This window comes from Rhizobium sp. 01T444 (assembly GCF_056398305.1).
The window spans coordinates 415,480-439,903 of sequence record NZ_JBFTPD010000002.1 but is presented as its reverse complement, the minus strand read 5'-3'; the positions used below and the strand labels follow the sequence as shown (position 1 = coordinate 439,903).

Sequence of the window (24,424 nt, the reverse complement as noted above, 5' to 3'; positions counted from 1 at the left end):
TTTCAGAGGTACAAAACATGGGCATGCTGGTGGACGGCGTCTGGCATGACGTCTGGTACGATACGAAGGAAACGAAGGGCCATTTCAAGCGTCAGCCCTCGCAGTACCGCAACTGGATTACAGCTGACGGAGAGGCCGGTCCCAGCGGCAAAGGCGGCTTTAAAGCCGAGGCGGGCCGTTATCACCTCTATGTCTCCCTCGCCTGCCCCTGGGCGCATCGCACGCTGATCTTCCGCAAGCTGAAGAAGCTCGAAGACCTGATTTCCGTTTCGGTCGTCGATCCGCTGATGGTGGAAAATGGTTGGGAGTTCAAAGTCGGCAATGGCGCCACCGGCGATCACCTTTTCGGCTCCGAGGCACTTTGGGAAATCTACGTGAAGGCCGATCCGCACTATTCCGGCCGCGTCACCGTACCGGTTCTCTGGGACATCAAGACGAGCACGATCGTCAACAACGAATCGGCTGAAATCATCCGCATGTTCAACAGCGCCTTCAATCATCTGACGGGCTCGACGGCAGATTATTACCCGGAAGACCTGCGGGCCGATATCGATGCACTGAACGACATCGTCTATGACACCGTCAACAACGGCGTCTACAAGTCGGGCTTTGCCACCACGCAAGCGGCTTACGAGGAGAATGTCGTCAAGCTCTTCGAAACGCTGGATAAGCTCGATGAGCGTCTCGGCAAGGGCCGCTACCTTTTCGGCGATCGCCAGACCGAAGCCGACTGGCGGCTCTTCACGACGCTCGTGCGTTTCGACCCTGTTTATGTCGGCCACTTCAAGTGCAACATCCGCCGCATCGATGACTACCAAAACCTGTCGGGCTATCTGCGTGACCTTTATCAGACTCCCGGTGTCGCTGAGACGGTGAACCTGCGCCACATCAAGGAGCACTATTACCGCAGTCACAAGACCATCAACCCGACCGGCATCGTGCCAGCCGGCCCGGCACTCGATCTCGATCGGCCGCACGGCCGGGACAGGCTCGCAGCCGCTGCCTGAGCCTCACCAGTAATGCGCCGGCTCCGCCTCACCGCGGAGTTCAGCCAGCCTTCTATGCGTCGCTTCAGTCGTCTCCGCCGGCAGCTTGTCGATTTCGAAAAAGCCGCTCTCGGCAATTTCCCAATCCGGCAAGCGCGGCGCGGTCTGTTCCACGATGGCTCGGTAGAAGACCACATGGTCGCGCCGGGTGATATTGGTGTTGAAATAGACGTGAAAGAGCTGTGGCTTGCCCACGATCTTGAGGTTGCCTTCCTCCCGCAACTCCTTGATGAGCGCCTCTTCTGCCGTCTCGTTTCGTTCCAGCCCGCCACCTGGCATATGCCATCCGCCGGTGTAGCCGTGACGAACGAGAAAGAGGCGCCCCTGCTCGTCGAAACAGGCTGCACGCACCCCCATCGTCATGCCGCGCGCGACGGAAAAATACACGTGCAGCAATCGCACCAACACTTTCATGTGAAGGGGCCATGTTTGTTTGTCTGCCATGGGTTCTTTCATACTCTCATCGCGGGGATGTGTTTGAATTGTAAATAAGCTGGTCTATGTGTCGTTGCATGTTCAAGCTCGCGCATATCTCCGACGTCCATCTCGGACCCCTGCCCCGCCTTTCCATTCACGAACTTTTCTCAAAACGTATTACGGGCTTTGTGAACTGGCACCGCAACCGGCGCAAGCATCTTTTCGGCAGCACGCTCGATCTGCTTCTGGACGATATCCGCTCACACAAGGCCGACCATCTGGCGGTGACCGGCGACCTCGTCAACCTCGCAAGCGGCATCGAGATTCGGAGCGCGGCAGCCTGGCTGCGCGAACTCGGCGATCCCGCCGCGACATCGGTCGTCCCTGGCAACCACGATGCCTATGTGCCGGGCTCCTATGAGAAGTCGATGCGCGCCTGGTATGACTATGTGCGCGGCGACCTTGCGCCACCGGAATGGGAAGAAAACCGGCACATCTTTCCCTATCTTCGCATCCGCGACAAAGTCGCAATCGTCGGCTGCTCGACTGCCGTTGCAACTCCGCCCTTCGCGGCCTCCGGCTTCTTCGGCGCGCGCCAGGCGCGCGATACGGTCAACATGCTGCGTGCTGCCGGCGAGGCCGGTCTGTTCCGTGTCGTCATGATCCACCATCCGCCGATCCGCGGCGCGACCCGTTTCTATAAACGCATGATCGGCATCCGCCGCTTTGCCGCCGTCGTCTCCACCGGCGGAGCCGAGCTCGTGCTGCACGGCCATACCCATCTCAACACACTCCACTGGCTGCGCGGACAGACAGGCCCCGTACCCGTCGTCGGCATCGCTTCGGCATCGCAAGGACCGGGCGGCATCAAGCCGCGCGCCGCCTAYAATCTCTTCTCSATTTCCGGTTCTCCSGGCGCTTGGGARGTGAARGGCGAGCGYTTCAGCATAAATGATACGGGCGACGGAATGATGCCGGAAAGTGCAGATATTTTCGSGCTTTAGAGGCGATTGCGGAATCAATTTCGGCAGTTGTTGAATCAACATGTGAAGAGCGATCGCCAATGTCGCAACATTGGCAATAAAGGCCGCCGGGGCTCTTGGTATTTTTAAACGTCGGCGTACAATTCAACAACCGCAGCGCTTCAAAACGGAGTACGCCCGATGACTGCTTCTCTTCATCGCCTGTGCAGACTTTCGCTTGTTTCCGTCTTTGCTTTCGGCCTCGCCACGTCGGCTTTCGCGGTCGGCGGCGGGAACGATGACACCTCGCCGCCGCAGAAGACCCAAACGACCAAGACCTGCACCAAGGGCAAGGTCTGGGATGCCAAGAAGAAGGAATGCGTCGATCCGAAGAAGCAGAGCTTCAACGATGACGATCTCTACAAGTTCGCCCGCGAATTTGCCTATACCGGCCAGTATGAGAACGCCATTACGGTGCTCAATCTCGCCAAAAACCAGAACGATCCGCGCATCTTGAACTATCTCGGCTATGCCAACCGCAAGGCCGGCCGCATGGAGCTCGGCATGTCCTACTATAAGAAGGCGCTGCAGCAGGATGAGAATTACATCCTCGCCCGCTCCTATATGGGCATGGCGCTCGCCGAGCAGGGAGACATTCAGGGCGCCCGCGTCCAGCTCGTCGAGATTCGCGATCGCGGCGGCGAAAATACCTGGGCCTATCGCGCTCTGCTGCAGAGCCTGAACGGCTACAGGACATATTGAGGCAAGCTCCGCGGGGTATGGTGCGGAAATCCCTTGGGATGGGATGGATGAATTGAACCCCGCGCTTGCGAAATACAGGCGACTTGTTCCATAAAAGCCGCCTGCATGGCCGGGATGAATACGATGGCTTCGCACCCGCCGGGCAAGGCCCGCATGCGAAGCTGGCCCATATTTGAAGCTGGTATGAGTTTCGGCCAATGTGAATGCTTCTTGGAAAAACCATGCGCCAACCCGCCACCACCACCGATATCCGGCGTGATCTCGTCGGTCTCCTGCCCCGCCTCCGCCGCTTTGCCATCACGCTCGCGGGAGAGACGGCTGCGGCCGATGAGCTGGTCCAGGCGGTCTGTCTGCGCGCAATTTCCAAAGGGCATCAGTGGAATGGCGAAGGCCGGCTGGAAAGCTGGATCTATACACTTGCACGCCAGCAATGGGCCGACGACAGCCGCAAGCGCAAGCCGCGTCCGGTCGCACGGGGCAATGTAACCGATATCCGCGATGCCATTCGCGACCATACAGCGTTCGTCGATACCGACGCCCTGCACCGCATGCTCGCGGAAATGCCCGAGGGCGTGGCCAGCATCTTCGTGCTGATCGACGTGGAAGGTCATACCTATCAGCAGGCAGCCGAAATCATGGGCATTGCGATTGGCGGCATTGCCGGTCAGCTTGCGACCGCACGACTCCATTTCGCCGCATTGTCCGGTCACAATCCGCCCGTCCACAGGTACTGACTGATTTGCTCGATTTCAAAAAACAGCCGCTTGAAGCCCAGCTTGCCGCCCTCCTTGACGGCGAAACCACACCGGAACAGAAGTTGGAACTGGAAAGCAGGCTGGCAACGGATGAAAACGCCCGTAAAATCTACGACAAGCTCCGCCACGGCGTCGATTTCGGCCGTCGCAAGTTGGACGACATGCTGAAGGAACCTGTTCCGCTGGCGCTTGTTCGCTCGATCAAGAGCACGCAGCCACCGAAGACGCCGATCGCCCAGCGCAACGCGCGCCCGCAGCTGAAGCTCGCGCCAAATGGCCGCCAGGCGCTTGCCGCAGCCCTTATTCTCTTTGTCGTCGGCGGTGGCATCGGCTATTTTATCGGCAATGCGCCGGATACGGATGACACCACGCCGGCCGCAATCCCCCAGATCAACACCAATGACTGGCTGGGTGACGTCACCGCCTTCCAGCGGCTTCTCGTGCGCCAGCCGCGTCACCTCGTTGAAGTGCCGGCCTCACAGTCAGAGGAAATCTCCTCCTGGCTGACGACCGCGATTGGCGTGCCGTTCCGCGTACCGGATCTTTCCACAGAATCCTGGACCTTCCAGGGCGCGCGCGTGATCCTTGGTGACAGCCGCCCTGTCGGCCAACTCGTCTATTCCAATGCCGATGGCGATATCATCTCGATCTGCTTCCGCAAGGATGCGCAGCCACCGGAAACGGAAGACTTCAAGGAAACGATCCGCGACGAGATCGGCCTGGTAACCTGGCACAATGCCGGCACGTCCTATGTGCTGGCAGGCCCCTCCGCCGAAGCCACGCTCAGCCAGCTCGCCATGGAAATTGCCGCCGCCATTTGACGGTTATGGCACCAGCACGACTTTTCCGCTGACTCGACGCTCCTCAAGCGCACGATGCGCCTCAGCGACTTCATCAAGCGAAAACCGACCGCCTTGCACGATCTCCAGCCCTCCGGATGCGGCAAGATCGAAGAGAGCAGCGAGATCGCCCTTCCATTTGTCAGCCGCAATCAGCGGCAAGAGTGAAAAGCCCTTCAGCGACTGGTTCATATCCAGCATGGAGCCGATCTCTGAAAGCTCCAGCGAGAACCGCCCCATGGCCGCAAACAGCATTTCTCCGGCGGGAGCAAGTGCAGCCAGAGACGCCCTCGCGATATCGCCGCCGACCGTCTCGTAAATGACATCGGCACCCTGCCCTCCGGTCGCGGTCCTGACCGAGCCGGTCCACTCTTCGGCGGTGTAATCGACCGCCAGATCGGCGCCGAGGGAGAGTGCAAGCTGCCTCTTCGCCTCACTGCCGGCTGCTGCAATGACCACGCTCGCCCCCTCGAGCCTAGCAAGCTGCAACAACAGAGACCCGACCCCACCGCCAGCAGCGTTGACGAGCACCACCCTTCCCTTCGGCGGGCTACGACGCACCATGTGCAGAGCCGTCAGGCCCTGCACCATCAATGCCGTCGCATCCGCAAAGGAAAGGTCGTCCGGCAAACGCACCGCCGCTCCAACATCTATAGCCACATATTCGGCATAACCGCCGAAGCCACGAGCGATTGCAAAGAGCGGCACGGCGACACGCGCGCCAAGCAGCGACGGATCTGCATCCGCCCCAAGTTCTTCGACGATGCCTGCCACTTCCACACCGGGAAAGACAGGCAGCGGTGGCGTCACGGCATAGCGATCCGCCCGCATCAGAACCTCGAAGAAATTGACGCCGGCGGCATGGACGCGCACCAGCACTTCGCCGCCTTTGGGCTTCGGGATCGGCACCTCTACAGTTTCGAGAACCTCAGGCGGACCGAAGCGGGTGAATTGAACGGCTTTCATGGCAGACCTCAGATTTTGATGGCGTAAGGCAGCCTGTAGCACTCGATTTACGCTTCAAAATACACACATATCAGTGCCATACCCACCAGGAGGTGACCATGGCCGAGCCCATGAAAAGACTGCCGAAACTCCCCGTGGAACGGGCCTTGAAGGTCATTTCCGGGAGATGGAAACCCGTCATTCTCTATCATGTCTTCTCAGGACCGAAACGGCTTTCAGAGCTCAAGCGCATGATGCCCGAGATTACCCAGAAGGTGCTGATCCAGCAATTGCGAGAGATGGAGGAGCACGGCCTTGTACGCCGAGAAGTCTTTGCAGAGGTGCCCGCACGCGTAGAATATACCGCGACTGAACTTGGCCTCGGGTTGGAGCCGATCCTTCTCGCCCTCTGCCAATGGGGACAAAACCACGCGCAAGCACAGGGCGAGCTCGATGAGCTCGCCGATTGCATCGTCAGGCCGCGCCACTCCGAGGCGATCGCGGCCTGATCAGAATGGTTAGGCCTTGCCGGCCTTCACGTCGAGCACTCGGTTGGCAGCCGAGACGATCGCTTCGAGCGATGCCGCCACGATATTGGTGTTGATGCCGGCACCAAAGAGCTTGCCGCCCGGATAGGACGTCTCGACATAGGAGATGGCGGCGGCATTCGAGCCGTGCTGCAGCGAATGCTCCGAATAATCCTCGACCGACATCTCGATACCGAGATAGTGCGACAGCGCATTGATGAAGCCATCAATCGGGCCGTTGCCACGGCCTTCGATACGCTTGATCTCACCATTGTCGGTAATCTCGGCCGCCACGATCCGCTGTCCCTTGTGCTCTGTATCGGGATAGGTGTGGTGATCGACGAACCGGAGACGGGCGCCCGGCTGGGTCACATAGCGCTCGATGAAGCGGTCGTGGATACGCTTCGAAGGAAGCTCCTTGCCCTCTTCATCGGTGATGCGCTGGATGTCTTCGCGGAATTCGACCTGCAGATTGCGCGGCAGGTTGAGCCCGTAATCCTGCTGCAGGATATAGGCGATGCCGCCTTTGCCCGACTGCGAATTGATGCGGATGATCGCTTCGTAGGAGCGGCCGACGTCACGCGGGTCGATCGGCAGGTAAGGCACTTCCCAGACTGGATGGTTGGCAACCTGCGCCGCCTTCATGCCCTTGTTGATCGCATCCTGATGCGAACCGGAAAAGGCCGTGTAGACCAGTTCGCCGACATAAGGGTGACGATCGGCAATCGCCATCTGGTTCGAATATTCGAACACTTCCTTGATGCGTTCGATGTTCGAGCAGTCGATTTCCGGATCGACGCCCTGCGTGAACATGTTGAGTGCCATGGTGACGACGTCGACATTGCCAGTGCGCTCGCCATTGCCAAAGAGCGTGCCTTCAACGCGATCGGCGCCTGCCAGCAACGCCAGCTCGGCGGCGGCAATGCCGGTGCCGCGGTCATTATGCGGATGCAGCGAGATGATCAGGTTTTCTCTGTTATCGAGATTGCGGCACATCCATTCGATCTGGTCGGCATAGACGTTCGGCGTCGCCATTTCGACGGTCGAGGGCAGATTGATGATGAGCTTGTTGTCAGGCGTCGGCTTCACCACGTCGATGACGGCGTTGCAGATTTCCAGCGCCACGTCCAACTCGGTGCCGGTAAAGCTCTCGGGCGAATATTCGAAACGGTAGCCGCCCCCGGCCTTGGCAGCCATGTCTGTGATCATCTTGGCGGCATCGACGGCGATCTGCTTGATGCCCTGCACATCCTTGGCGAACACAACGCGGCGCTGCAATTCGCTGGTCGAATTGTAGAAATGCACGATCGGTCGGTTGGCGCCTTCCAGCGCTTCGAAGGTACGCGTGATCAGCTCAGGCCGGCACTGCACCAGCACCTGCAGCGAGACATCATCGGGCACATTGCCCTCTTCAATGCACCAGCGGGCAAAATCGAAATCTGTCTGCGAGGCAGAGGGGAAACCGATCTCGATTTCCTTGAAACCCATTTCCAGCAGCAGCTGAAACATGCGGGCCTTGCGATCATGGCCCATCGGATCGACGAGCGCCTGATTGCCGTCGCGCAGGTCCACGGAGCACCAGATCGGCGCCTTGGTGATGGTCTTGGTCGGCCAGGTGCGGTCGGGAATGTTTACCTGCGGATAAGGCCGGTACTTCACGGCGGCGTCGGGCATGCCCTTGGCGGAAGCAGCGCTTGCGGAGGATCGGCTGGTGTTCGTATCCATTGTCTTGTCTCCTCGTCCCGGCATTTGCCCCGCGTCTTAGCCGATCATATCTGGCTTGGCGACTGCAAATGCGGACCTTTACTCGGTCGTTTGGTCAATTTTGAGAGTGAGTCGCGAGGAGCGATGGCCGGGCGGGCTTTCGGCCGCCGGGCGCTCCTCAAAGGACCCGGCAACCGCGCGTAAGGCCGAGGAGAAGAAGCGAAGTCAGGGCGCGCGTATTGTCACGCAGGGCCGTGCGGCTGCGTGCAATCGTGTCGGAAATCCGTGCGCTTGTGCTCTTCATGACCGCGCTTATAGCCTTCGCCGCAAATTCCGGCAACCCCTCGCCTATTTTTTCCGCGCCTGCACTATCCGGGACAGCGCAAGCATCAGCCCGCCGGCAATCAGGCCCCAGAAGGCGCCGGAGATGCCACCGAAGGAAACGCCGGAAGCCGTGACAAGAAAGGTGATAGCCGCCGCCTCACGTGACTCCGGCGCCTGGAAGGCAGCCATGGCAGAACCGGAGAAGGCGCCGACCAGTGCAAGACCGGCAACGGCCTCAATCAGAATCGGCGGCGCCAGCGCGACAAAGGCGGTCACCGCCCCGGCAAGCAGGCCGAAAATGACGTAACCGACACCCGAAATCAGCGCTGCCCAATAACGCCGCGAAGGATCGGCATGCGCATCCTGCCCGGCGCACATCGCTGCCGTGATCGCCGCCAGGTTGACCGCATGCCCGCCGAAGGGCGCCGCCAGAAGCGAGAAGACGCCGGTCACGGCAAAGAGCGGGCCCGGCATCGGATCATAGTGATTGACCTTCAGCACCGCGATGCCGGGAATATTCTGCGAGGCCATCGTCACAATGAAGAGCGGCAGGGCAATCGACACGAAACCGGCGAGATTGAAGACCGGGTGAACGATGTCGATAACGGGCACCAGCGACTGTTCGAGTGACGCAAACGCCCCCTCGGGAATATCGACGCCGAACGCCAGCACCAGCGCGAAGGCCACCAGCGCTGCCGGCACCGCCCACAGCCGCTTGAAGGCGCCGACCACAATCCAGGTCAGAATGATCGGCAGGCCGAGCAGCGGATTGAAGGCGATCGCCTTGACGGGAGCAAAGCAGAGACCGAGCAGTACGCCCGACAGCATTGCATTGGCAAGCGGCGCCGGAATGGCGGCAACCGCCCGTCCGAGCGGCTTGAACAGCCCGGCAATGACGATGAGCAAACCGCAAAGAATGAAAGCCCCGACCGCCGCATTGAAGCCGCCGTCGATCGTGCCGATGCTGGCAAGCAGCGCTGCCCCCGGGGTCGACCAGGCGATGCTGACCGGCAGACGCGTGACGGCGCTGAGCACGATGGCGCAAAGCCCCATCGAGATTGACAACGCCATCAGCCCTGAGGCTGCCTGCGCATCCGTCGCGCCGACCGCCTGCAATCCATGCAACACGACCGCAAAGGAGCTGGTAAACCCGACGAAAGCCGTCAGAAGACCCATGAACAGGCTCTGGACGGAAAAATCTTTGAGCATGGCGCGACTCCGGCTGCGAAGATTGCGCATGGAGCCGCATAAGCGGGAGGCGCGCAAGCCGGATTGCCGGCGGAAATGTTCGCTTGGGCGGCAATCCCCTATATTACACGGCGCTATCTCGGTAGATATGGAAACGCCCCGCCTGCGACTGGCAGACGGGGCGTATATTCAAAAGGCTAGATGGCGAAAGATCAGATTTCGCTCTGCGAGGTCACGACGCGAGAGACGAGACCATAGGCGACGGCATCTTCAGCCGAGAGCCAGTAATCGCGGTCGATATCCTTGGCGATCTTTTCTTCCGACTGGCCGGTTGCCTTCGAGAAGATCTTGATGAGGCGTTCGTTCATCTTGATGATTTCGCGTGCCTGGATCTCGATGTCCGAAGCCATGCCGCGCGTGCCGCCGGACGGCTGGTGCAGCAGGAAGCGGGTGTTCGGCAGGCAGATGCGACGTTCCTTCGGAGCCGCGGCATAGATAAGCGCACCAGCCGAGGCAACCCAACCCGTGCCGATCATCCAGACCTTCGGCTTGATGAACTTGATCATGTCGTGGATGGAATCGCCGGATTCGACGTGACCGCCGGGCGAATTCACATAGATACGAATATCTTCGTCATTGGCGGCTGAAAGCGCCACGAGCTGGGTGCTAACCTTCTGCGCCAGTTCCTGCGTGATCGGCCCATAGATGAAGATCGAACGCGACTTGAAAAGGTTCGCCTCCGTTTCCTTGCCGAGCGGCAGTTCCTTCGTCTTGTCGTCCTGTTCTTCTTCGTCGTTCATTCGAACCTCTCTCACGTCTAATGCGTTTCCTCGCACATAGTGCGACTCAATGCGTAAAACAATGCGGGAAAAAGAGGAAGCAGGAAGCGGTGAAGATATTCTTATGACAAACGGACGATATCATCGCATCCTCTAAAAAGACCGGGAGAAACGCAAAATGACCTCCTCCTTTCTGCGTGCTGCCATCAGCAACAATGCATTCTGGTGCGATGCCGTCTGCAAGGCGCTGAGCTCGCCCGGTGAGTTTACGGCCACACTCTGGTTTCATCGTCGAGGCACGCCGCCCTTCTATCCCGATGCCGTAACGCTGACGGAGGCCGACGGCGAACAAACGGAGACGATCGCGACGCTGATCAATAGCGAGAAACGGGACTGGGCGATAAAGGACAGCTATGCGGCCCTCGATCTTGCGCCGCTCGGCTTCAAGCTCTTGTTCGAAGCTGAATGGATCGGCATGCGCATGCCAGTCTCAACGACGTCCCCAATCACCTGGCGGCGCGTGGAAAGCGCTGCTGACCTTGCGCGATGGGAGGCGGAATGGGGCAAGGCGAACGGCCCGGTAACGCAGAAGATCTTTACCGAACCACTACTCCACGATCCCGAAATCGCCTTTCTGCTCGGCTTCGAACACGGCCAACCGGTCGGGGGCGGCATCCTCAATCACCACGCCGGCGTCGTCGGCCATTCGAACCTGTTTGCCGAGGGCCGGCACGGTGAAACCATCCGCCGTGGGCTGATTGCGCAGGCGGCCGAGCTCTATCCGCGAGAACCGCTTGTCGGTTACGAACGCGGCGACGAGCTGGACGAAGCGCTGCGCGTGGGCTTCGAACTTCTGGGGCCGCTGCGCATCTGGCTGAAGGAGGCCTGAGCTTACTGAAATGTAAGTTGCCAAGGCTTTGAAATGCCCTAATCGCTTCCTAACTCAGCCTTAGCGGCCCATCCGCCGAATGTTAAAGCCGCAGAACTTTAGAGGAGACAGGACATGTCACCGGAAGAACGCCAATTGCTGACCGCCCTCTTCGATCGCGTGCGCACCGCCGCCGCCACGCCGCGCGATCCGGAAGCCGAAACGCTGATATCAGAAGCGACCCGTGCGCAACCCTCCGCCACTTACTATCTGGCGCAGGCCGTCATCGTGCAGGAAAAGGGCCTGGAAGCTGCCGCCAATCACATCAAGGAGCTTGAAGAGCGTGTCCGGCAGTTCGAAGCGGGCGAAACCGATCACCGCCGGGCCGAACAAGGCGGCTTTCTGAGCTCCATCTTCGGCAACACGCAGACGCAACAACCGGCGCCTGCTCCCGGCCCATGGGGTGGCGCTCCGAGAGACAGTTACGAGCAGCCACGCGGCTACGACAACACCCGCCAGGTGCCGCAGCAACCGTCAGGCCCCTGGAGCCAGCAGGCCTATGCACCGTCCGCCGGCGGCAGCTTCTTGCGCGGCGCCCTCGGCACGGCAGCCGGCGTTGCCGGCGGCATGCTGCTTGCCAATTCGCTCAGTGGCATTTTCGGCAACCACATGTCGTCACTCGGCTTGGGTTCACCTTTCGGCGGCGCCAATCCCTTCGGCAATGCGAGCGCGCCCACCGAGGAAACCGTTATCAACAATTACTACGGCGACAACAATAAGGCCGACGACAACCAAGCCGACAATAACGACAATATCCAGCAGGCCGATTACGACGACAACGACGATTTTACAGATGACTCCGGCGACGACACGACAGATGTCTAGGATTTAGCTGTAAGGAAAGAGCGGCAGTTGGTTTCAATTGCCGCACCGTTTCCCGGCCCTTCGCCTTAAGCTTAGGGCGTTCGCCGTTACAATCGATTCAGAGCAATTCCAGAAAAAGTGCCAAGCGGTTTTTCGTCCGGAATTGCGAAGAACAAAGCAGTGCATCGATTGCTCGGGCTGCGCCCGACCATGGCTCACCCACGCCCACGATAGGTCGCAACGCCCTGATCCGGCAGCCACACACCTTCCGGCGGCTTGCCTGTCTGCCAGAAGACGTCGATTGGAATGCCGCCGCGCGGATACCAGTACGCGCCGATGCGCAACCATTTCGGATCGAGAAGCTCGACGATCCGCTTGGCGATATAGATCGAGCAATCCTCGTGAAAGGCGCCGTGATTGCGGAAGGAATGCAGGAAGAGCTTCAGCGACTTCGATTCCACCAGGAATTCGTTCGGAATGTAATCGATGACGATATGGGCGAAATCCGGCTGTCCGGTCATTGGGCAGAGCGACGTGAATTCCGGCGCGGTGAAGCGCACGACATAGTCGGTTCCGGCATGATTGGACGGCACTTTTTCCAGAACCGCCTCTTCGGGACTCCTGGCGGTTTCCGTCTGCTGGCCCAGCATCGAAAGGCTGGAAACGTCTGTATTGGGCATTACGCCTCCTTGATCACTTTGACGCGGATGCCATGGGCCTTTTCGCCCTCCGGCTCCACGTGAATGGCAATTGTCGAGCCCGAATGCGCGGCCCGAATGGCATCTTCAAGGCGATCGCAAATATCATGCGCTTCCCGCACAGTCATCTTGGCGGGCACGACGAGATGGAAATCGACGAAGGTCACCGACCCGGCGCGCCGCGTCTTCAGGTCATGCACGCCGATCGAGCCTGCCGCATGGGTGGCAATCGCCTGCTTGATCGCCTCTTCCTCCTGCGGTTCGACCGCCTGATCCATCAGCCCACCGATCGACTGCGAGATCACCTTCCAGCCCTGATAGAGGATGTTGAGCGCGACGAGAATCGCGAGAATGGGATCGAAGATCGCATAGCCGGTTGCAAGCGCCAGAAGCAGGCCGACGAGAACGCCGACGGAAGTGACCACATCCGACATGATGTGCTGCCCGTCCGCCGTCAGTGCCGCAGAGCGATGCTTGCGCCCCGTGCGGATCAAAAGCCGCGCCCAGACGGCATTGATGACACCGGCCGCGAAGTTGATCGAAAGACCGAGCACCGGTGCCTCGAGCATGCGCGGATCTGCGAGATGGTTCACGGCCTCCTGCACGATCAGCAGCGCGGCGACGACGATCATCACCCCTTCGGTGACGGCGGAAAGATATTCCGCCTTATGGTGGCCGAAGGGATGGTCGTGGTCGGCGGGCTTCTGCGCGTAGCGGATGACGAAAAAGGCGATGAAGGCCGCCACGACATTGACGAAGGATTCCAGCCCGTCCGAGAGCAGCGCCACGGAGCCCGTCACCCACCAGGCGACCATCTTGAGCCCTAGAACGCCGAGCGACAGGGGAATGCCCCAGAACGCAAGTTTCCGAACCGTGAGATTGCCTTCTTCGTTCATATCATCCCCCTGCGGATGCGAATGAATTGCAGCATTTAAGCCATTGAAACGCAAAACCGCCCGCGCGGGAATCGCGCAGGCGGCCAATGCGGGTGATATGGGCAATCAGGCCCAAAATGTCAAAGGTTTTGACAGGACAAAGGCGACGTCATCTCCATGTGAACGGCCCCAACCCGCTTGTGCAATTGACGATAAATACATAAGCAGTTATATAACTTGTTATGTAACAAGAATAGAGAACATGCCTTGGTCGAAGATGTCGTGAAATCGCTGGGCTACCTTTGCCTCGGCAGCCGCTTCCGCCGGATCGGCGAACGTCTGCAGGCCGACACGCAACAGGTGATCGAGGAACTGGGCGTCTCGATCCAGGCCGCGCAATATCCCTTCCTCGGCGCCATCGACAGGCTCGGCCCGCTTACCATCGGGGAATTGGCGCAGGCAGTGGGCATCACCCAGCCCGGCGCGACGCGCACCGCCTCCCAACTCATGGGGCTGGGATTCCTTGGTATGCAACCATCTGCCGAAGATCAGCGGCGCAGAGTCGTTTCGCTGACACCAAAAGGACAGGAACTCGTTGACTATTCGAAGCAACAGGTCTGGCCGCTCATCGCAGCCGCCGTTGCCGATCTCTGCCGGGATCTCGACGGCCCGCTGCTCGAGCAGCTTGCCGCGATGGAGGACGGGCTCGCCGAATCACCGCTGATCCGCCGCGTTAGATCGCCGTGCGTCCATTCGGACGCACAAAGGACGCTCTAATTTTTTGAATCTACACATCAGGCTTTCCGAAAATCGGTCCCGATTTTCGGGCCGATGCTGTAGCGCCGTACAGGAGAAGACACCATGAGCCATATTCTCGACCGACCGATCTGGAACGCGCTGCAAACAGCGCATGCCGAGCTTGCCGAAGGCGGCGAATACGCGATGCGCTACCCGCCCTCGATCGTCCCCTTCGCAGCGACCGCCGATGATAGCCGCGAAAGCCTCGAAGCACTCGAAAACCTCCCCGCCGCTGATGAGGTCATGGCGATTGTCGAAGCCGGACCCGTCACCATCCCGCAGGGACTGACGGTCGTCTCCGAGGGAAAGCTGGTACAGATGATCGCCGAGCGGCCTTACGAGCGTATTTCCGACAGCCGGCTGCAGCCGCTGACCCCCAACGATGCGGATGAGATGCTGGCCCTCGCCATGCTGACCAAACCCGGGCCCTTCACACTTGGTGCTCAAAAACTTGGCACCTTCTGGGGCGTCAAGATCGACGGCCGGCTTGTCGCCATGGCCGGGCAGCGCCTGCGACATCCCGGATTTGGCGAGCTCAGCGGACTTTGCACCCATCCTGATTTTCAGGGGCAAGGCCTCGGCACCCTGCTCTTCCGCTTCGTCGCCGGCGAAATTTCCGCCAGGGGGGACACCGTCTTCCTTCATGCCTATTACACCAACACTTCAGCCATAACGCTCTACAAGGCACTCGGCTTCAAGCTGCGCTCGGAAATGAACCTGCGCGTCGTCAAGCGCAACGCATAAGCTGACCAAAACGCCGCAGGCTCACGCTTTTGCCCATTTGCGCCATGATAGCGTCCCAATTGCATGGTGTTGACGGCCCTGCAGTCAATTGGGGACCGCGCAGACATGCATTGGATCAATCGTTACATCGACCAACCGTTGCTCGACGGTGCGGCCAGTTCCTTGCGGGCCTGGCATATCCGAACCGGCCTTTCGCCGGAACGGCTGGAGCCGCTCTGGAACATTGCCGTGACAGGCTTTCTGTTCTTTACCGCCGGACACTTCCTCACGGGACCGGCCCTGCTTCTGTGTTACGGCGGTCTCGTGATGCTGACCCTCCCCTCGGTCTGGATGCTCTTCACGTCCAGTCGCAAGACAGACAGCTATAACGTCGCCGCCTACAAGAAGCTGAGAACCAGGGCTTTCATGAAACGCGAGGCGGAATGGGCCGTGCGGCTCGCCATCCTCTTCACCGCCATCGGCCTTCCCTTCGTCTCACGCTCGGATGATCCGACGGCCGCCTATTTCATGATCGGCGCCAGCCTCTGGTTCGTGCTGACCGGCCCGGCGAGATCCTATCTGGCAGCAGCAGAACCGCCCATGCCACGCGATGGAGACCGCTCCTTCAATACCGATCTGCAATTCGGCTGAGCAGATTTAAATCAGCACACAATTCAATTGTCGCAGCGACAATGGAACGAACGGCTCACGCTTCCGTTATATTGCCAGCAACCGACAAAGGAGATCGCGATGCTGTACTATGCTCTGGTATTTCTCGTCGTAGCCCTGATTGCAGGCGTCCTTGGATTTGGCGGCATTGCCGGCGCATCCGCTTCGATCGCCCAGGTCCTGTTCTTCATCTTCCTGGTGCTGTTCGTCGTATCCATCGTCGCCCGGCTCATGCGGCGCGTATAGACGAACAAACCAACGCACATAAAAAACCCGCCATTCAGGCGGGTTTTTTATTGCTTATACCTTTGGCATCAGGCCGCCTTGGTCTTGGCCCGGCGGGCAAGGTGCGCCACCACATTCTCGATCATCCGCATGCCGGCATCGCCGCCGAGCGTCATGATCGATTCCGGATGGAACTGCACCGCTGCGATCGGCTCCTTGGCATGCTCGATACCCATGATGGTGCCATCCTCGCTCTCCGCGGTAATAATGAACTCCCGCGGCAGCGTCGAAGGGTCGGCAAAGATCGAGTGATAACGACCGACCGTCACTTCCTTGGCAAGGCCGGAGAACACGATACCCGGCTCCAGTACGCGGATGCGTGACGGTTTGCCATGCATCGGCAGCGCCAGATGACGAAGCTCGCCGCCGTAGGCTTCCGCCAGCGCCTGCAGACCGAGGCAAACACCGAAGATCGGCAGATTGCGCGCGCGCGCCTTCTTGATCGTCGCCTTGCAGTCGAAATCCTTAGGATTGCCGGGACCAGGCGACAGCACGACGAGATCCGGGTTCAGCCGATCGAAAACTTCCTCGGGCACCGGCGTACGAACGGTCGAAACCGTGGCGCCCGTCTGGCGGAAGTAATTCGCCAGCGTGTGAACGAAGCTGTCTTCATGGTCGATCAGCAGGATATTGACGCCCTTGCCGACGGAGGCGACATCGCGCTGGGTCTTGCCGGAATTGCCCGTTTTGGCATCGCGGATTGCGGAAAGCATGGCAGAGGCCTTCAGTTCGGTTTCGGCTTCTTCTTCCTCGGGAATGGAGTCGTTCAGCAATGTCGCGCCGGCGCGCACTTCGGCAATGCCATCCTTGATGCGCACGGTGCGCAGCGTCAGGCCGGTATTCATGTCGCCATTGAAGCCGACCATGCCGATTGCCCCACCATACCACGCGCGCGGGCTCTTCTCATGGGATTCGATAAAACGCATGGCCCAGAGCTTCGGCGCGCCTGTGACGGTGACAGCCCATGCATGGCTGAGGAAGCCGTCGAAGGCATCCATGTCATCCCGCAGGCGACCTTCGATATGGTCGACCGTGTGGATGAGACGCGAATACATTTCGATCTGCCGGCGGCCGATGACCTTGACCGACCCCGGCTCGCAGACGCGGCTCTTGTCGTTGCGATCGACATCCGAGCACATGGTGAGTTCGGATTCGTCCTTCTTGGAATTCAGGAGCTTCAGGATCTGCTCGCTGTCGGCAATCGGATCGTCGCCACGCTTGATCGTGCCGGAGATCGGGCAGGTCTCGATGCGGCGACCGGAAACACGCACAAACATTTCCGGCGAGGCGCCGACCAGATATTCCTGGTTTCCGAGATTGATGAAGAAGGAATAGGGCGACGGATTAATCGCCTTCAATCGCTTGGAAATGTCCGAAGGTTTGCTTTCGCAGCGCTCCATGAACTTCTGGCCGGGCACCACTTCGAAAAGATCGCCCTTGCGGAAGCTCTCCTTCGCCTTGACGACGAGCTCGGCATATTCGCCCGGGCGGTGATCGCTCTTCGGCGGAATGGCATCCGTGCGGATAAACGGCTCGGCAGCGATATCGCCCGCCTTGCCCTCCGTCGTCTTGCCGTCCTTGGCGAAGTCGTAACGATCGACCCACGCCTTGGCGGCGTAGTTGTCGACGACGAGAATTTCGTCCGGCAGGTAGAGCACCATGTCTCGCTGGTCGGAAGGACGCCCCAGCTTCAAGTTGATCGCATCGAACTGGAAAGCGAGATCGTAGCCGAAGGCGCCATAGAAGCCGATGCTGGCATCGGCCTGCGAATAGAAGAGATCGGTGATGGCGCGAAGCACCGTAAACACCGTCGGCATCTTCGAGCGCTCTTCTTCGGTAAAGACGCGGTCCGGCATCTTCACCGTCAGGTCTAGCCTGCGCGCGGTCGATGCGCCGAGTTCGAGTTCGCTGACAGTCTTCAGCCGCTCGACGATAAACTCGAGGATGATCTCACCGCGCTCGTTATAGGCTTCGATCCAGACATTGCGGCCGAAAGAGGAAACACCGAGCGGCGGATCGACGACGGCAGTATCCCAACGCGTATAGCGGCCCGGATATTCGTAGTTCGACGAGAAGACCGCCCCGCGCCGCTCGTCGAGCTTGTCGACATAGGAGGACACCGCATCGGCATAGGGGATGGCCCGCCTCTGCCGGGTGACGGTGATGCCGCCCTTGGTCTCGTAGATTTCCGCACCATCATCCCGCAGGATCGTTACCATAGTTCCACTCCGTTATCGGGCCCGGACGAAAGGCGGCCTTTGAAACAAAAAAGCCGCCTCGAAGTTTCGGGCGGCTCGTTCGTCGTCTTTGGACACGATTGGTCGAGGCCGCCTCAGCGAGCCCACCACCAAACTGCAATGTTCAAGGACTTCTTCATGGGCGAAATTGTTAGCCTGAGATGAAGCCAAGCGCAAGAGGCGATCGGCTCACGAAAAAGGGCGGCCCGAAAGCCGCCCCTACCCCAGCCTTGAACAGGCAATTGTCAATCAGAAGGTCTTGGTAACGGAGATCTTGAAGGTACGGCCCGGCTCCGAATACCATTCCTTCGGCTGCGAAGCGGTTGCACTCAGATTGACCTCGCGAACAGCGAGCGCGTTGTAATACTCCTGATCGAAGATGTTGTAGATCCCGCCCTGGATACGCAGACCCTTGACTTGTTCTGGCGTCCACCATGCGGTCAGATCGACGATGCCGTAGCCGGGCGCATCGAACGACGTCAGAGCATTGTCGTTACCGGTCATCTGCGACGAGAGCGTGGAGGAGAGGTCGAAGCCGTATTCGTCATTGCTCCAGCCGCCGCCGACAATGGCCTTAAACGGCGCGACTGAGCGCAGCCGCTCCTGCGTATCGTCGTTCCGGCCATAGGTATAGGCAAGCGAGGTATGAAGATTGATACCGTTGTCGAACGTCTTGATCACATTCGCTTCGAGACCGGAGATGGAAGCCGAGGATACGTTCGTGTAGGCGAACGTCATGAAGCCGGTGGTGGGATCTCTTGTCGTCACGGTTTCGATGAAGTTCTGATACCGGGTATGGAATGCCGCTACGCGACCCTGCAGACCGCCAGTATCGAAGTTAGCGCCGATCTCAATGCCGCGGCCGATTTCCGGATCCAGGTTTGGATTGCCAAGCTGCGCATAACCCTGCGTCGCGTTGTAGAAGCGGCTGTAGAGTTCATCGACGGTCGGGGCACGGAAGCCGACGGCAAGCTGGGCATAGAGCTGAACATCAGGCGTCAGATCGTAGGTCGCGAGCAACTTCGGCGACATGCCGGCTTCCGTACGATCATAAACCGCACCGAAGCGGGGAAGCGCCGGGTTGCTCTCGAAACCGCCACCCGTCGACGGCCGGTAGTTGAACCAATCGAAGCGGAAGCCGGGCGTTAGCGCGAAGCCGCTATTGCCGATCTCGATCTTGTCTTCGAACGTCACGCCGAGGTTCGTGCTGTCGACATCGGGCACTTCAGACTGGTTGTTGAGTGCCGGGCAGGTTGTCGGCGTTGGGCAAAGCGCCGAACTGTACTGCGTCCATTTCGATACCCCGACGTCGAGGCCGACACGAACGGAGTGGCTGAGGCCGGAATATTCAAAGTCCTTCGTCGCCGTACCGCTAAAGCCCCAGGTTTCGTTTTCTACGCTGTTATTGCGGCCAGAAACGACATTGGCTGCGGTCCGGCCCTGGCTGCCGGATTCCTTTTTCAGATCCTGCCAGTAGAGGGTGGCTCTGGCAGTGCTGAAGAATGCATCGGAAGACTGCGCCTCGTAATCATAATCCAGTGAAACACGGTCACGGTCGCGCAGTTCCCGACCGTCATAGTTACCGACGAGATAGCTGCGGATCGGAGGCGTGCCCTGCAGGTCCCGCAGATCGGTCTTCAGGTCGCGCCGGAAGCGTTCAGCCGTCAAACCGATGCGATGGCCGCCTTCGAGATCCTGACGCACCTTGAACAGCAGGTTGTGCTGGTCGAAATCGGCCGGATCCGGCTCGGTCCTCGGCTTGCCGTAGACGTCGATGTCGCCCTTGCTGTCACGCTCATGGCCCTTGCGATAGGCACCCTGGAAAAGGATCGACGTGTTGCCGACCCTTTTGGCGGCAGCAGCGGAGCCGGCAATGCTGCGGTCTTCGCTGTCATAGGTCGACTTGACGATCGCACCCCAGTCGCGATCTTCCGGGATCAGGTCTTCCGGCTCGAGCGTATTGAGAACGAAGGCACCGCCGAGCATGCCCGAACCGCCCTTGCTCGAATCCGCTCCACGCACGATGTCGAGAGAGGAGAGCGAGTCGAAATCGAAAGTATCGCCGCCGCCATTGGCGTTGCTGGTCGCAAAGGCGCCCTGACGCGAACTGTTGGAAACATAGGGGATCGGGATGCCATCGATCGTCGTCAGGATACGCGGGCCGGAGAGGCCACGCAGATTGAAACCGGCATCGGCGCGCGAATAATTCACGGTTGCATCGACGCTGCGGCCGATATCGTCGTAATTCGTGACCTGCTTCTTTTCCAGTTCCTTCTTGTCGATCTGGGTTGCAAGCGGCGTGTCGGCAACACTGCCGGGGGCCGCACGATTTCCCTTGACGACGATTTTCTGAAGAACGGTTGCGCCTTCGGCATTCGTGGCCGGCGTGGTCGCCGGAGCGCTCTGAGCGAAAGACTGTGAAACGGGAAGAACAAGTGCGGCTGCTGTGCAGACCATTAGAACCGAGCGCCAATGCCGGACGATCATAACCTACCCTCAAATGAAAATTACCGGGCTGGCTGTCGTGGCGTTTCAGACGCTCGAGGGGCTGGCTAGGCTTGCGGACGACTGCGGAGATTTCCGCCTTCTTTTTGCCGCATAAAAAACATGAGTATTATTGTCAATATATTCCGCCGATTTATGTTGAATAATAACGTCAAGTTTTAAGGATCTCAGGAAACGTTGCGCAATTGCAACGAATTCGCCGTTCTTGCGTTTCCCCTCCGCTCGATCAACGGGAAACGACGTGTGAGAGAATTTCGGAAGATGGCGGTCATTCTGGCCGCACTCGCCCTGCTCCCCGGCGCAAGACTGCCGCGAACCGGCCCGGTCCCTCAGGCAAAGCCAGAAGCAGCAATCGAAGCGCCTGCGGCCCCTCAGCCAGAAAAGAAACAGGAAGAAGAGCAGGTTCCCAAGCCTCAGCCCGAACCTGCGCCTGCGCAAAACCCCGAAACACCGCCGGCCGCCTCCGAGGTTCCGACACCGCAGCCCAAACCGAGCGAGACCCCGGCCGCGCCAGCCGGCGAAAAATTTGGTCCACCCTCTCCCACACCGGAAGACCGGGCGAAGCCCCCGACTGAACAGACGCTCGAAGAGCAGCATCTGACCATCGAACCGGAAAGCGACGCGGACCATGCCGAATGCACTAGAGAATTGCAGAGCCTCGGCGTCGTCTTCCGCGAGACACCCCGCATCGACGACGGCAACGGCTGCGGCATCGACAAGCCGATCATCGTCTCCCAAGCGCTGCCCGGCATCACGCTGAAGCCTGAAGCCACACTACGCTGCCCGACGGCACTGGCGCTCGCACGATGGATGAAGGGAAGCGTCATTCCCACAGCCTCGGTCGCCTTGCCGGAAAGCGGCGATATCACCACCATCAATCAGGCTTCCGCCTACATTTGCCGCCTGCGCAACGGCGCCGACACCGGCAAGATCTCCGAACATGCCCGCGGCAATGCCATCGATATCGCAAGCTTCAGCTTCAAGAAGGGTGAGGATGTTGCCGTCCGCTCGCGCCGCGAGGATTCGACGCTGACAGGGGCATTCCAGCGCACCGTCAGCGCCGCAGGCTGCCTCTATTTCAACACCGTGCTCGATCCCGAGAGCGATGCTGCCCACGAAACCCACTTCCATCTCGATGTGATCGAGAGAAAGGGCGGCTTTCGTTACTGTCACTGAAATACGAGACAGATCAACGGTTTGATCGCGAGATCGGAATCCGGTTGCGAAAGCCTTGAATCGGCTTGTGAAGTGGCGGCGGCCTAGAATAGTCCTTCGATATAACCCTGATCATTGAGGTAAATCCGCTCCGCCGACGGCGACTTCGGCAGACCGGGCATCGTCATGATCTCGCCGGTGATGACCACGACGAAACCGGCGCCGGCTGACAAGCGCACCTCGCGCACCGTTACGATATGCCCCTCGGGCGCACCGCGCAGGTTCGGATCGGTGGAGAAGGAATATTGCGTCTTCGCCATGCAGACCGGCAGGTTACCGTAGCCCTGTTCCTCCCAGGCTGCTAGCTGGTCGCGTACAGCCTTGTCAGCCGTCACCTCGCCGGCGTGATAGATCTTCGAGGCGACGATCTCGATCTTTTCGAGCAGCGGGAGGTCGTCGCCATAGAGCGGCTCGAACTTCGCCTGTCCGGATTCGGCAAGCTCCACAACCTTATAGGCGAGGTCCTCGATGCCTTCAGACCCTTCCGCCCAATGACGGCAGAGGATGGCTTCCGCTCCGTGACGCGCGACGAAATCTTTGACGGCAGCGATTTCCGCATCCGTATCCGAGGTGAAATGGTTGATCGCAACGACGACAGGCACGCCGAACCGGCGCACATTGGCGATATGGCGGCCAAGGTTGGAGCAGCCGCGAACCAGCGCCTGAACATTCTCCGCGCCGAGATCGTCCTTCTTCACGCCGCCGTTCATCTTCAGCGCCCGGACTGTCGCCACGATCACGGCAGCACTCGGCTTCAACCCTGCCTTTCGGCACTTGATGTTGAAGAATTTCTCTGCGCCGAGATCGGCCCCGAAGCCCGCTTCCGTCACGACATATTCGCCGAGCTTCAGCGCGGTCTTCGTCGCAATCACCGAATTGCAGCCGTGAGCAATATTGGCGAAAGGACCGCCGTGAACGAAGGCAGGATTGTTCTCCAGGGTCTGCACGAGGTTCGGCTGCATGGCGTCTTTCAGGAGCACGGCCATGGCCCCATCCGCCTTGAGATCGCGGGCATAAACCGGCGTCTTGTCGAAGCGATAGCCGATGATGATATCGCCAAGGCGACGTTCCAAATCCCTGAGATCGGTCGCAAGGCAGAGAATTGCCATCACTTCAGAGGCGACGGTGATATCGAAGCCGTTCTGCCGCGGAAAGCCGTTGGAAACCCCACCGAGTGAAGACACCATGCTGCGTAGCGCCCGGTCGTTCATATCCATCACCCGCCGCCATGTGATACGGCGCAGGTCGATATTCTCTTCGTTGCCCCAGTAGATATGATTGTCGATCATCGCCGCGAGCAGATTGTGTGCCGAGGTGATCGCGTGGAAATCGCCCGTGAAATGCAGGTTGATGTCTTCCATCGGCACGACCTGGGCATATCCGCCACCTGCCGCCCCGCCCTTCACACCGAAGCAGGGACCAAGCGAGGCCTCGCGCACGCAGACGATCGCCTTCTTGCCTATGCGGTTCAGCCCGTCGCCGAGACCGACGGTGGTCGTCGTCTTGCCCTCGCCCGCCGGCGTTGGGTTGATGGCGGTAACAAGGATCAGCTTGCCGTCCTTTTTGCCCTCTTGGGCGGCGATGAACTCGGCACTGATCTTAGCCTTGTCGTGACCATAGGGAACAAGCTGTTCCGGGGGGATGCCAAGCGTGGCGCCGATTTCGAAAATCGGCTTCTTCGTCGCCGCGCGTGCGATTTCGATATCGGATTTGATGGCAGCCATGGATCGTGTCCTCATTCTCTCAGCACAACGGACTCGGCGTTTATTTCAATCGGATAGCGAAATATCCCGAACCTGTGAATAGTACTGCGCCTTGCAGTCCGCCTATTCCATTGTTTATTAGGGGCCAACGATTCTGAGATTTACGGGGTAGACCATGAAATCACTCGAACTTCTGGTCGAGCGCATCATTCTTTCCAGCCGCTGGCTGCTGGTGGTCTTCTATATCGGCCTTGTGCTTGCGTTGGCCGYTTATGCCGTATCTTTCGCCTTCAAGTTCCTGAAGGTCGCAGGAAGCGTATTCGAGCTCGGCGAGGCGGAAATGATCCTCGCCATGCTCGGGCTTATCGATGCGGCACTCGTCGCAAGCCTCATCGTCATGGTGATGATCTCCGGCTACGAGAATTTCGTCAGCCGTTTCGACGAGGCCGAAAAGGAAGGCGAAGTCTCCTTCCTCGGCAAGCTCGATTCCGGCAGCCTGAAGATCAAGGTCGCCTCCTCGATCGTCGCCATCTCCTCCATCCACCTCCTGCAGGTCTTCCTCAACGTCGATCAATATACCGACGGCAGGATCATGTGGCTGACCCTCATGCATCTCGCTTTTGTCGTCTCGGCAGTCATGCTCGGCTTCCTCGAGAAGCTGATGAGCGTGACCTCGAAGAATGATTTGAAGGACAAGGCGTAAGGCGGCGTCAAGCCGGACACATCCGGCGAACGA

24 protein-coding genes are annotated in these 24,424 nt (G+C 59.5%); 14 read left to right on the top strand and 10 right to left on the bottom strand.

The genetic code is table 11. The features are described 5' to 3' along the window. The first annotated feature begins 17 nt into the window (after window positions 1–17). The gene (locus tag AC1DTN_RS04900; protein WP_439016068.1) at window positions 18–1,007 is read left to right on the top strand and encodes a glutathione S-transferase family protein; all 990 of its coding nucleotides are present in this window, start codon (window positions 18–20) and stop codon (window positions 1,005–1,007) included. A 3-nt stretch (window positions 1,008–1,010) separates the two neighbouring features. Here the strand turns inward: AC1DTN_RS04900 and AC1DTN_RS04895 are convergent, their stop codons facing one another. After that, complete coding sequence (locus tag AC1DTN_RS04895; protein ID WP_113322001.1) at window positions 1,011–1,490, bottom strand: NUDIX domain-containing protein; 480 nt, start codon at window positions 1,488–1,490, stop codon at window positions 1,011–1,013. A 68-nt stretch (window positions 1,491–1,558) separates the two neighbouring features. Here AC1DTN_RS04895 and AC1DTN_RS04890 point away from each other — a divergent pair, with 68 nt between their 5' ends. From AC1DTN_RS04890 to AC1DTN_RS04875, 4 genes are all read left to right on the top strand, one after another. Continuing rightward, entirely contained in the window at window positions 1,559–2,467 is a 909-nt protein-coding gene (locus AC1DTN_RS04890) for a metallophosphoesterase family protein (RefSeq protein WP_477920044.1), read from the top strand. A gap of 159 nt (window positions 2,468–2,626) precedes the next feature. Then, a complete protein-coding gene (locus AC1DTN_RS04885) occupies window positions 2,627–3,187 on the top strand; it encodes a tetratricopeptide repeat protein (protein WP_113321999.1) in 561 nt (186 codons plus the stop codon). 221 nt (window positions 3,188–3,408) lie between these two features. Beyond that, a complete protein-coding gene (locus AC1DTN_RS04880; RefSeq protein WP_442206998.1) occupies window positions 3,409–3,921 on the top strand; it encodes an RNA polymerase sigma factor in 513 nt (170 codons plus the stop codon). Between the two features lie 5 nt (window positions 3,922–3,926). Continuing rightward, the gene (locus AC1DTN_RS04875; RefSeq protein WP_113322024.1) at window positions 3,927–4,763 is read left to right on the top strand and encodes an anti-sigma factor family protein; all 837 of its coding nucleotides are present in this window, start codon (window positions 3,927–3,929) and stop codon (window positions 4,761–4,763) included. Window positions 4,764–4,766: 3 nt separating this feature from the next. Here the strand turns inward: AC1DTN_RS04875 and AC1DTN_RS04870 are convergent, their stop codons facing one another. After that, the gene (locus AC1DTN_RS04870) at window positions 4,767–5,747 is read right to left on the bottom strand and encodes a quinone oxidoreductase family protein (protein ID WP_113321997.1); all 981 of its coding nucleotides are present in this window, start codon (window positions 5,745–5,747) and stop codon (window positions 4,767–4,769) included. 98 nt (window positions 5,748–5,845) lie between these two features. Between AC1DTN_RS04870 and AC1DTN_RS04865 the strand changes: the two genes are divergently transcribed. Beyond that, on the top strand, window positions 5,846–6,235 hold the full coding sequence (locus AC1DTN_RS04865) for a winged helix-turn-helix transcriptional regulator (RefSeq protein WP_113321996.1): 390 nt from the start codon (window positions 5,846–5,848) through the stop codon (window positions 6,233–6,235). Window positions 6,236–6,244: 9 nt separating this feature from the next. Here the strand turns inward: AC1DTN_RS04865 and leuA are convergent, their stop codons facing one another. From leuA to AC1DTN_RS04850, 3 genes are all read right to left on the bottom strand, one after another. After that, the gene (leuA, locus tag AC1DTN_RS04860; RefSeq protein WP_113321995.1) at window positions 6,245–7,978 is read right to left on the bottom strand and encodes a 2-isopropylmalate synthase; all 1,734 of its coding nucleotides are present in this window, start codon (window positions 7,976–7,978) and stop codon (window positions 6,245–6,247) included. Between the two features lie 327 nt (window positions 7,979–8,305). Continuing rightward, window positions 8,306–9,520 carry a benzoate/H(+) symporter BenE family transporter gene (locus AC1DTN_RS04855; protein ID WP_442206999.1) on the bottom strand — a complete coding sequence of 405 codons (1,215 nt, stop codon included), beginning with the start codon at window positions 9,518–9,520 and terminating at the stop codon, window positions 8,306–8,308. Between the two features lie 161 nt (window positions 9,521–9,681). Then, window positions 9,682–10,269: an ATP-dependent Clp protease proteolytic subunit gene (locus AC1DTN_RS04850; protein WP_113321993.1), complete on the bottom strand. Its 588-nt coding sequence runs from the start codon at window positions 10,267–10,269 to the stop codon at window positions 9,682–9,684. A gap of 157 nt (window positions 10,270–10,426) precedes the next feature. Between AC1DTN_RS04850 and AC1DTN_RS04845 the strand changes: the two genes are divergently transcribed. Together AC1DTN_RS04845 and AC1DTN_RS04840 are read left to right on the top strand one after the other, a co-directional pair. Next, entirely contained in the window at window positions 10,427–11,137 is a 711-nt protein-coding gene (locus tag AC1DTN_RS04845; RefSeq protein ID WP_113321992.1) for a hypothetical protein, read from the top strand. 114 nt (window positions 11,138–11,251) lie between these two features. After that, on the top strand, window positions 11,252–12,001 hold the full coding sequence (locus AC1DTN_RS04840) for a DUF2076 domain-containing protein (RefSeq protein ID WP_442207000.1): 750 nt from the start codon (window positions 11,252–11,254) through the stop codon (window positions 11,999–12,001). 194 nt (window positions 12,002–12,195) lie between these two features. Here AC1DTN_RS04840 and queF read toward each other — a convergent pair whose 3' ends face one another. Both queF and emfA read right to left on the bottom strand, forming a co-directional pair. Next, window positions 12,196–12,660, bottom strand: a complete 465-nt coding sequence (queF, locus tag AC1DTN_RS04835) for a preQ(1) synthase (protein ID WP_007824496.1) — start codon at window positions 12,658–12,660, stop codon at window positions 12,196–12,198. Next, window positions 12,660–13,574 carry a CDF family cation efflux transporter EmfA gene (gene emfA / locus AC1DTN_RS04830; protein WP_113321990.1) on the bottom strand — a complete coding sequence of 305 codons (915 nt, stop codon included), beginning with the start codon at window positions 13,572–13,574 and terminating at the stop codon, window positions 12,660–12,662. Before emfA ends, queF begins: the two co-directional genes overlap by 1 nt. A 246-nt stretch (window positions 13,575–13,820) precedes the next feature. Between emfA and AC1DTN_RS04825 the strand changes: the two genes are divergently transcribed. The 4 genes from AC1DTN_RS04825 (at window position 13,821) to AC1DTN_RS04810 (ending at window position 15,989) form a co-directional block, all read left to right on the top strand. Beyond that, window positions 13,821–14,330 carry a MarR family winged helix-turn-helix transcriptional regulator gene (locus AC1DTN_RS04825; RefSeq protein ID WP_113321989.1) on the top strand — a complete coding sequence of 170 codons (510 nt, stop codon included), beginning with the start codon at window positions 13,821–13,823 and terminating at the stop codon, window positions 14,328–14,330. 84 nt (window positions 14,331–14,414) lie between these two features. After that, the gene (locus tag AC1DTN_RS04820) at window positions 14,415–15,095 is read left to right on the top strand and encodes a GNAT family N-acetyltransferase (protein ID WP_113321988.1); all 681 of its coding nucleotides are present in this window, start codon (window positions 14,415–14,417) and stop codon (window positions 15,093–15,095) included. A 105-nt stretch (window positions 15,096–15,200) separates the two neighbouring features. Continuing rightward, a complete protein-coding gene (locus AC1DTN_RS04815; RefSeq protein ID WP_113322023.1) occupies window positions 15,201–15,725 on the top strand; it encodes a hypothetical protein in 525 nt (174 codons plus the stop codon). Window positions 15,726–15,824: 99 nt separating this feature from the next. After that, window positions 15,825–15,989, top strand: a complete 165-nt coding sequence (locus AC1DTN_RS04810) for a DUF1328 domain-containing protein (protein WP_007824505.1) — start codon at window positions 15,825–15,827, stop codon at window positions 15,987–15,989. A gap of 68 nt (window positions 15,990–16,057) precedes the next feature. On the opposite strand, the gene AC1DTN_RS04805 is transcribed toward AC1DTN_RS04810, so the two are convergent. Together AC1DTN_RS04805 and AC1DTN_RS04800 are read right to left on the bottom strand one after the other, a co-directional pair. After that, entirely contained in the window at window positions 16,058–18,247 is a 2,190-nt protein-coding gene (locus tag AC1DTN_RS04805) for an anthranilate synthase (RefSeq protein ID WP_442207002.1), read from the bottom strand. A 267-nt stretch (window positions 18,248–18,514) separates the two neighbouring features. Then, a complete protein-coding gene (locus AC1DTN_RS04800) occupies window positions 18,515–20,752 on the bottom strand; it encodes a TonB-dependent hemoglobin/transferrin/lactoferrin family receptor (RefSeq protein WP_442207003.1) in 2,238 nt (745 codons plus the stop codon). A gap of 279 nt (window positions 20,753–21,031) precedes the next feature. Between AC1DTN_RS04800 and AC1DTN_RS04795 the strand changes: the two genes are divergently transcribed. Next, on the top strand, window positions 21,032–21,946 hold the full coding sequence (locus AC1DTN_RS04795; protein ID WP_442207057.1) for an extensin-like domain-containing protein: 915 nt from the start codon (window positions 21,032–21,034) through the stop codon (window positions 21,944–21,946). 83 nt (window positions 21,947–22,029) lie between these two features. On the opposite strand, the gene AC1DTN_RS04790 is transcribed toward AC1DTN_RS04795, so the two are convergent. After that, window positions 22,030–23,709, bottom strand: coding sequence for a formate--tetrahydrofolate ligase (locus AC1DTN_RS04790; RefSeq protein WP_007824517.1), 1,680 nt, complete (start codon window positions 23,707–23,709; stop codon window positions 22,030–22,032). Between the two features lie 154 nt (window positions 23,710–23,863). Between AC1DTN_RS04790 and AC1DTN_RS04785 the strand changes: the two genes are divergently transcribed. Further along, complete coding sequence (locus tag AC1DTN_RS04785) at window positions 23,864–24,391, top strand: TIGR00645 family protein (RefSeq protein ID WP_477920042.1); 528 nt, start codon at window positions 23,864–23,866, stop codon at window positions 24,389–24,391. The last annotated feature ends 33 nt before the right edge of the window (window positions 24,392–24,424 follow it).

Coding starts and splice junctions, on each gene's coding strand:
- AC1DTN_RS04900 (WP_439016068.1), top strand. CDS start 18: ATGGGCATGCTGGTGGACGGCGTCTGGCATGACGTCTGGTACGATACG.
- AC1DTN_RS04895 (WP_113322001.1), bottom strand. CDS start 1,490: ATGGCAGACAAACAAACATGGCCCCTTCACATGAAAGTGTTGGTGCGA.
- AC1DTN_RS04885 (WP_113321999.1), top strand. CDS start 2,627: ATGACTGCTTCTCTTCATCGCCTGTGCAGACTTTCGCTTGTTTCCGTC.
- AC1DTN_RS04880 (WP_442206998.1), top strand. CDS start 3,409: ATGCGCCAACCCGCCACCACCACCGATATCCGGCGTGATCTCGTCGGT.
- AC1DTN_RS04870 (WP_113321997.1), bottom strand. CDS start 5,747: ATGAAAGCCGTTCAATTCACCCGCTTCGGTCCGCCTGAGGTTCTCGAA.
- AC1DTN_RS04865 (WP_113321996.1), top strand. CDS start 5,846: ATGGCCGAGCCCATGAAAAGACTGCCGAAACTCCCCGTGGAACGGGCC.
- leuA (WP_113321995.1), bottom strand. CDS start 7,978: ATGGATACGAACACCAGCCGATCCTCCGCAAGCGCTGCTTCCGCCAAG.
- AC1DTN_RS04855 (WP_442206999.1), bottom strand. CDS start 9,520: ATGCGCAATCTTCGCAGCCGGAGTCGCGCCATGCTCAAAGATTTTTCC.
- AC1DTN_RS04850 (WP_113321993.1), bottom strand. CDS start 10,269: ATGAACGACGAAGAAGAACAGGACGACAAGACGAAGGAACTGCCGCTC.
- AC1DTN_RS04845 (WP_113321992.1), top strand. CDS start 10,427: ATGACCTCCTCCTTTCTGCGTGCTGCCATCAGCAACAATGCATTCTGG.
- AC1DTN_RS04840 (WP_442207000.1), top strand. CDS start 11,252: ATGTCACCGGAAGAACGCCAATTGCTGACCGCCCTCTTCGATCGCGTG.
- queF (WP_007824496.1), bottom strand. CDS start 12,660: ATGCCCAATACAGACGTTTCCAGCCTTTCGATGCTGGGCCAGCAGACG.
- emfA (WP_113321990.1), bottom strand. CDS start 13,574: ATGAACGAAGAAGGCAATCTCACGGTTCGGAAACTTGCGTTCTGGGGC.
- AC1DTN_RS04820 (WP_113321988.1), top strand. CDS start 14,415: ATGAGCCATATTCTCGACCGACCGATCTGGAACGCGCTGCAAACAGCG.
- AC1DTN_RS04815 (WP_113322023.1), top strand. CDS start 15,201: ATGCATTGGATCAATCGTTACATCGACCAACCGTTGCTCGACGGTGCG.
- AC1DTN_RS04810 (WP_007824505.1), top strand. CDS start 15,825: ATGCTGTACTATGCTCTGGTATTTCTCGTCGTAGCCCTGATTGCAGGC.
- AC1DTN_RS04805 (WP_442207002.1), bottom strand. CDS start 18,247: ATGGTAACGATCCTGCGGGATGATGGTGCGGAAATCTACGAGACCAAG.
- AC1DTN_RS04800 (WP_442207003.1), bottom strand. CDS start 20,752: ATGATCGTCCGGCATTGGCGCTCGGTTCTAATGGTCTGCACAGCAGCC.
- AC1DTN_RS04795 (WP_442207057.1), top strand. CDS start 21,032: ATGGCGGTCATTCTGGCCGCACTCGCCCTGCTCCCCGGCGCAAGACTG.
- AC1DTN_RS04790 (WP_007824517.1), bottom strand. CDS start 23,709: ATGGCTGCCATCAAATCCGATATCGAAATCGCACGCGCGGCGACGAAG.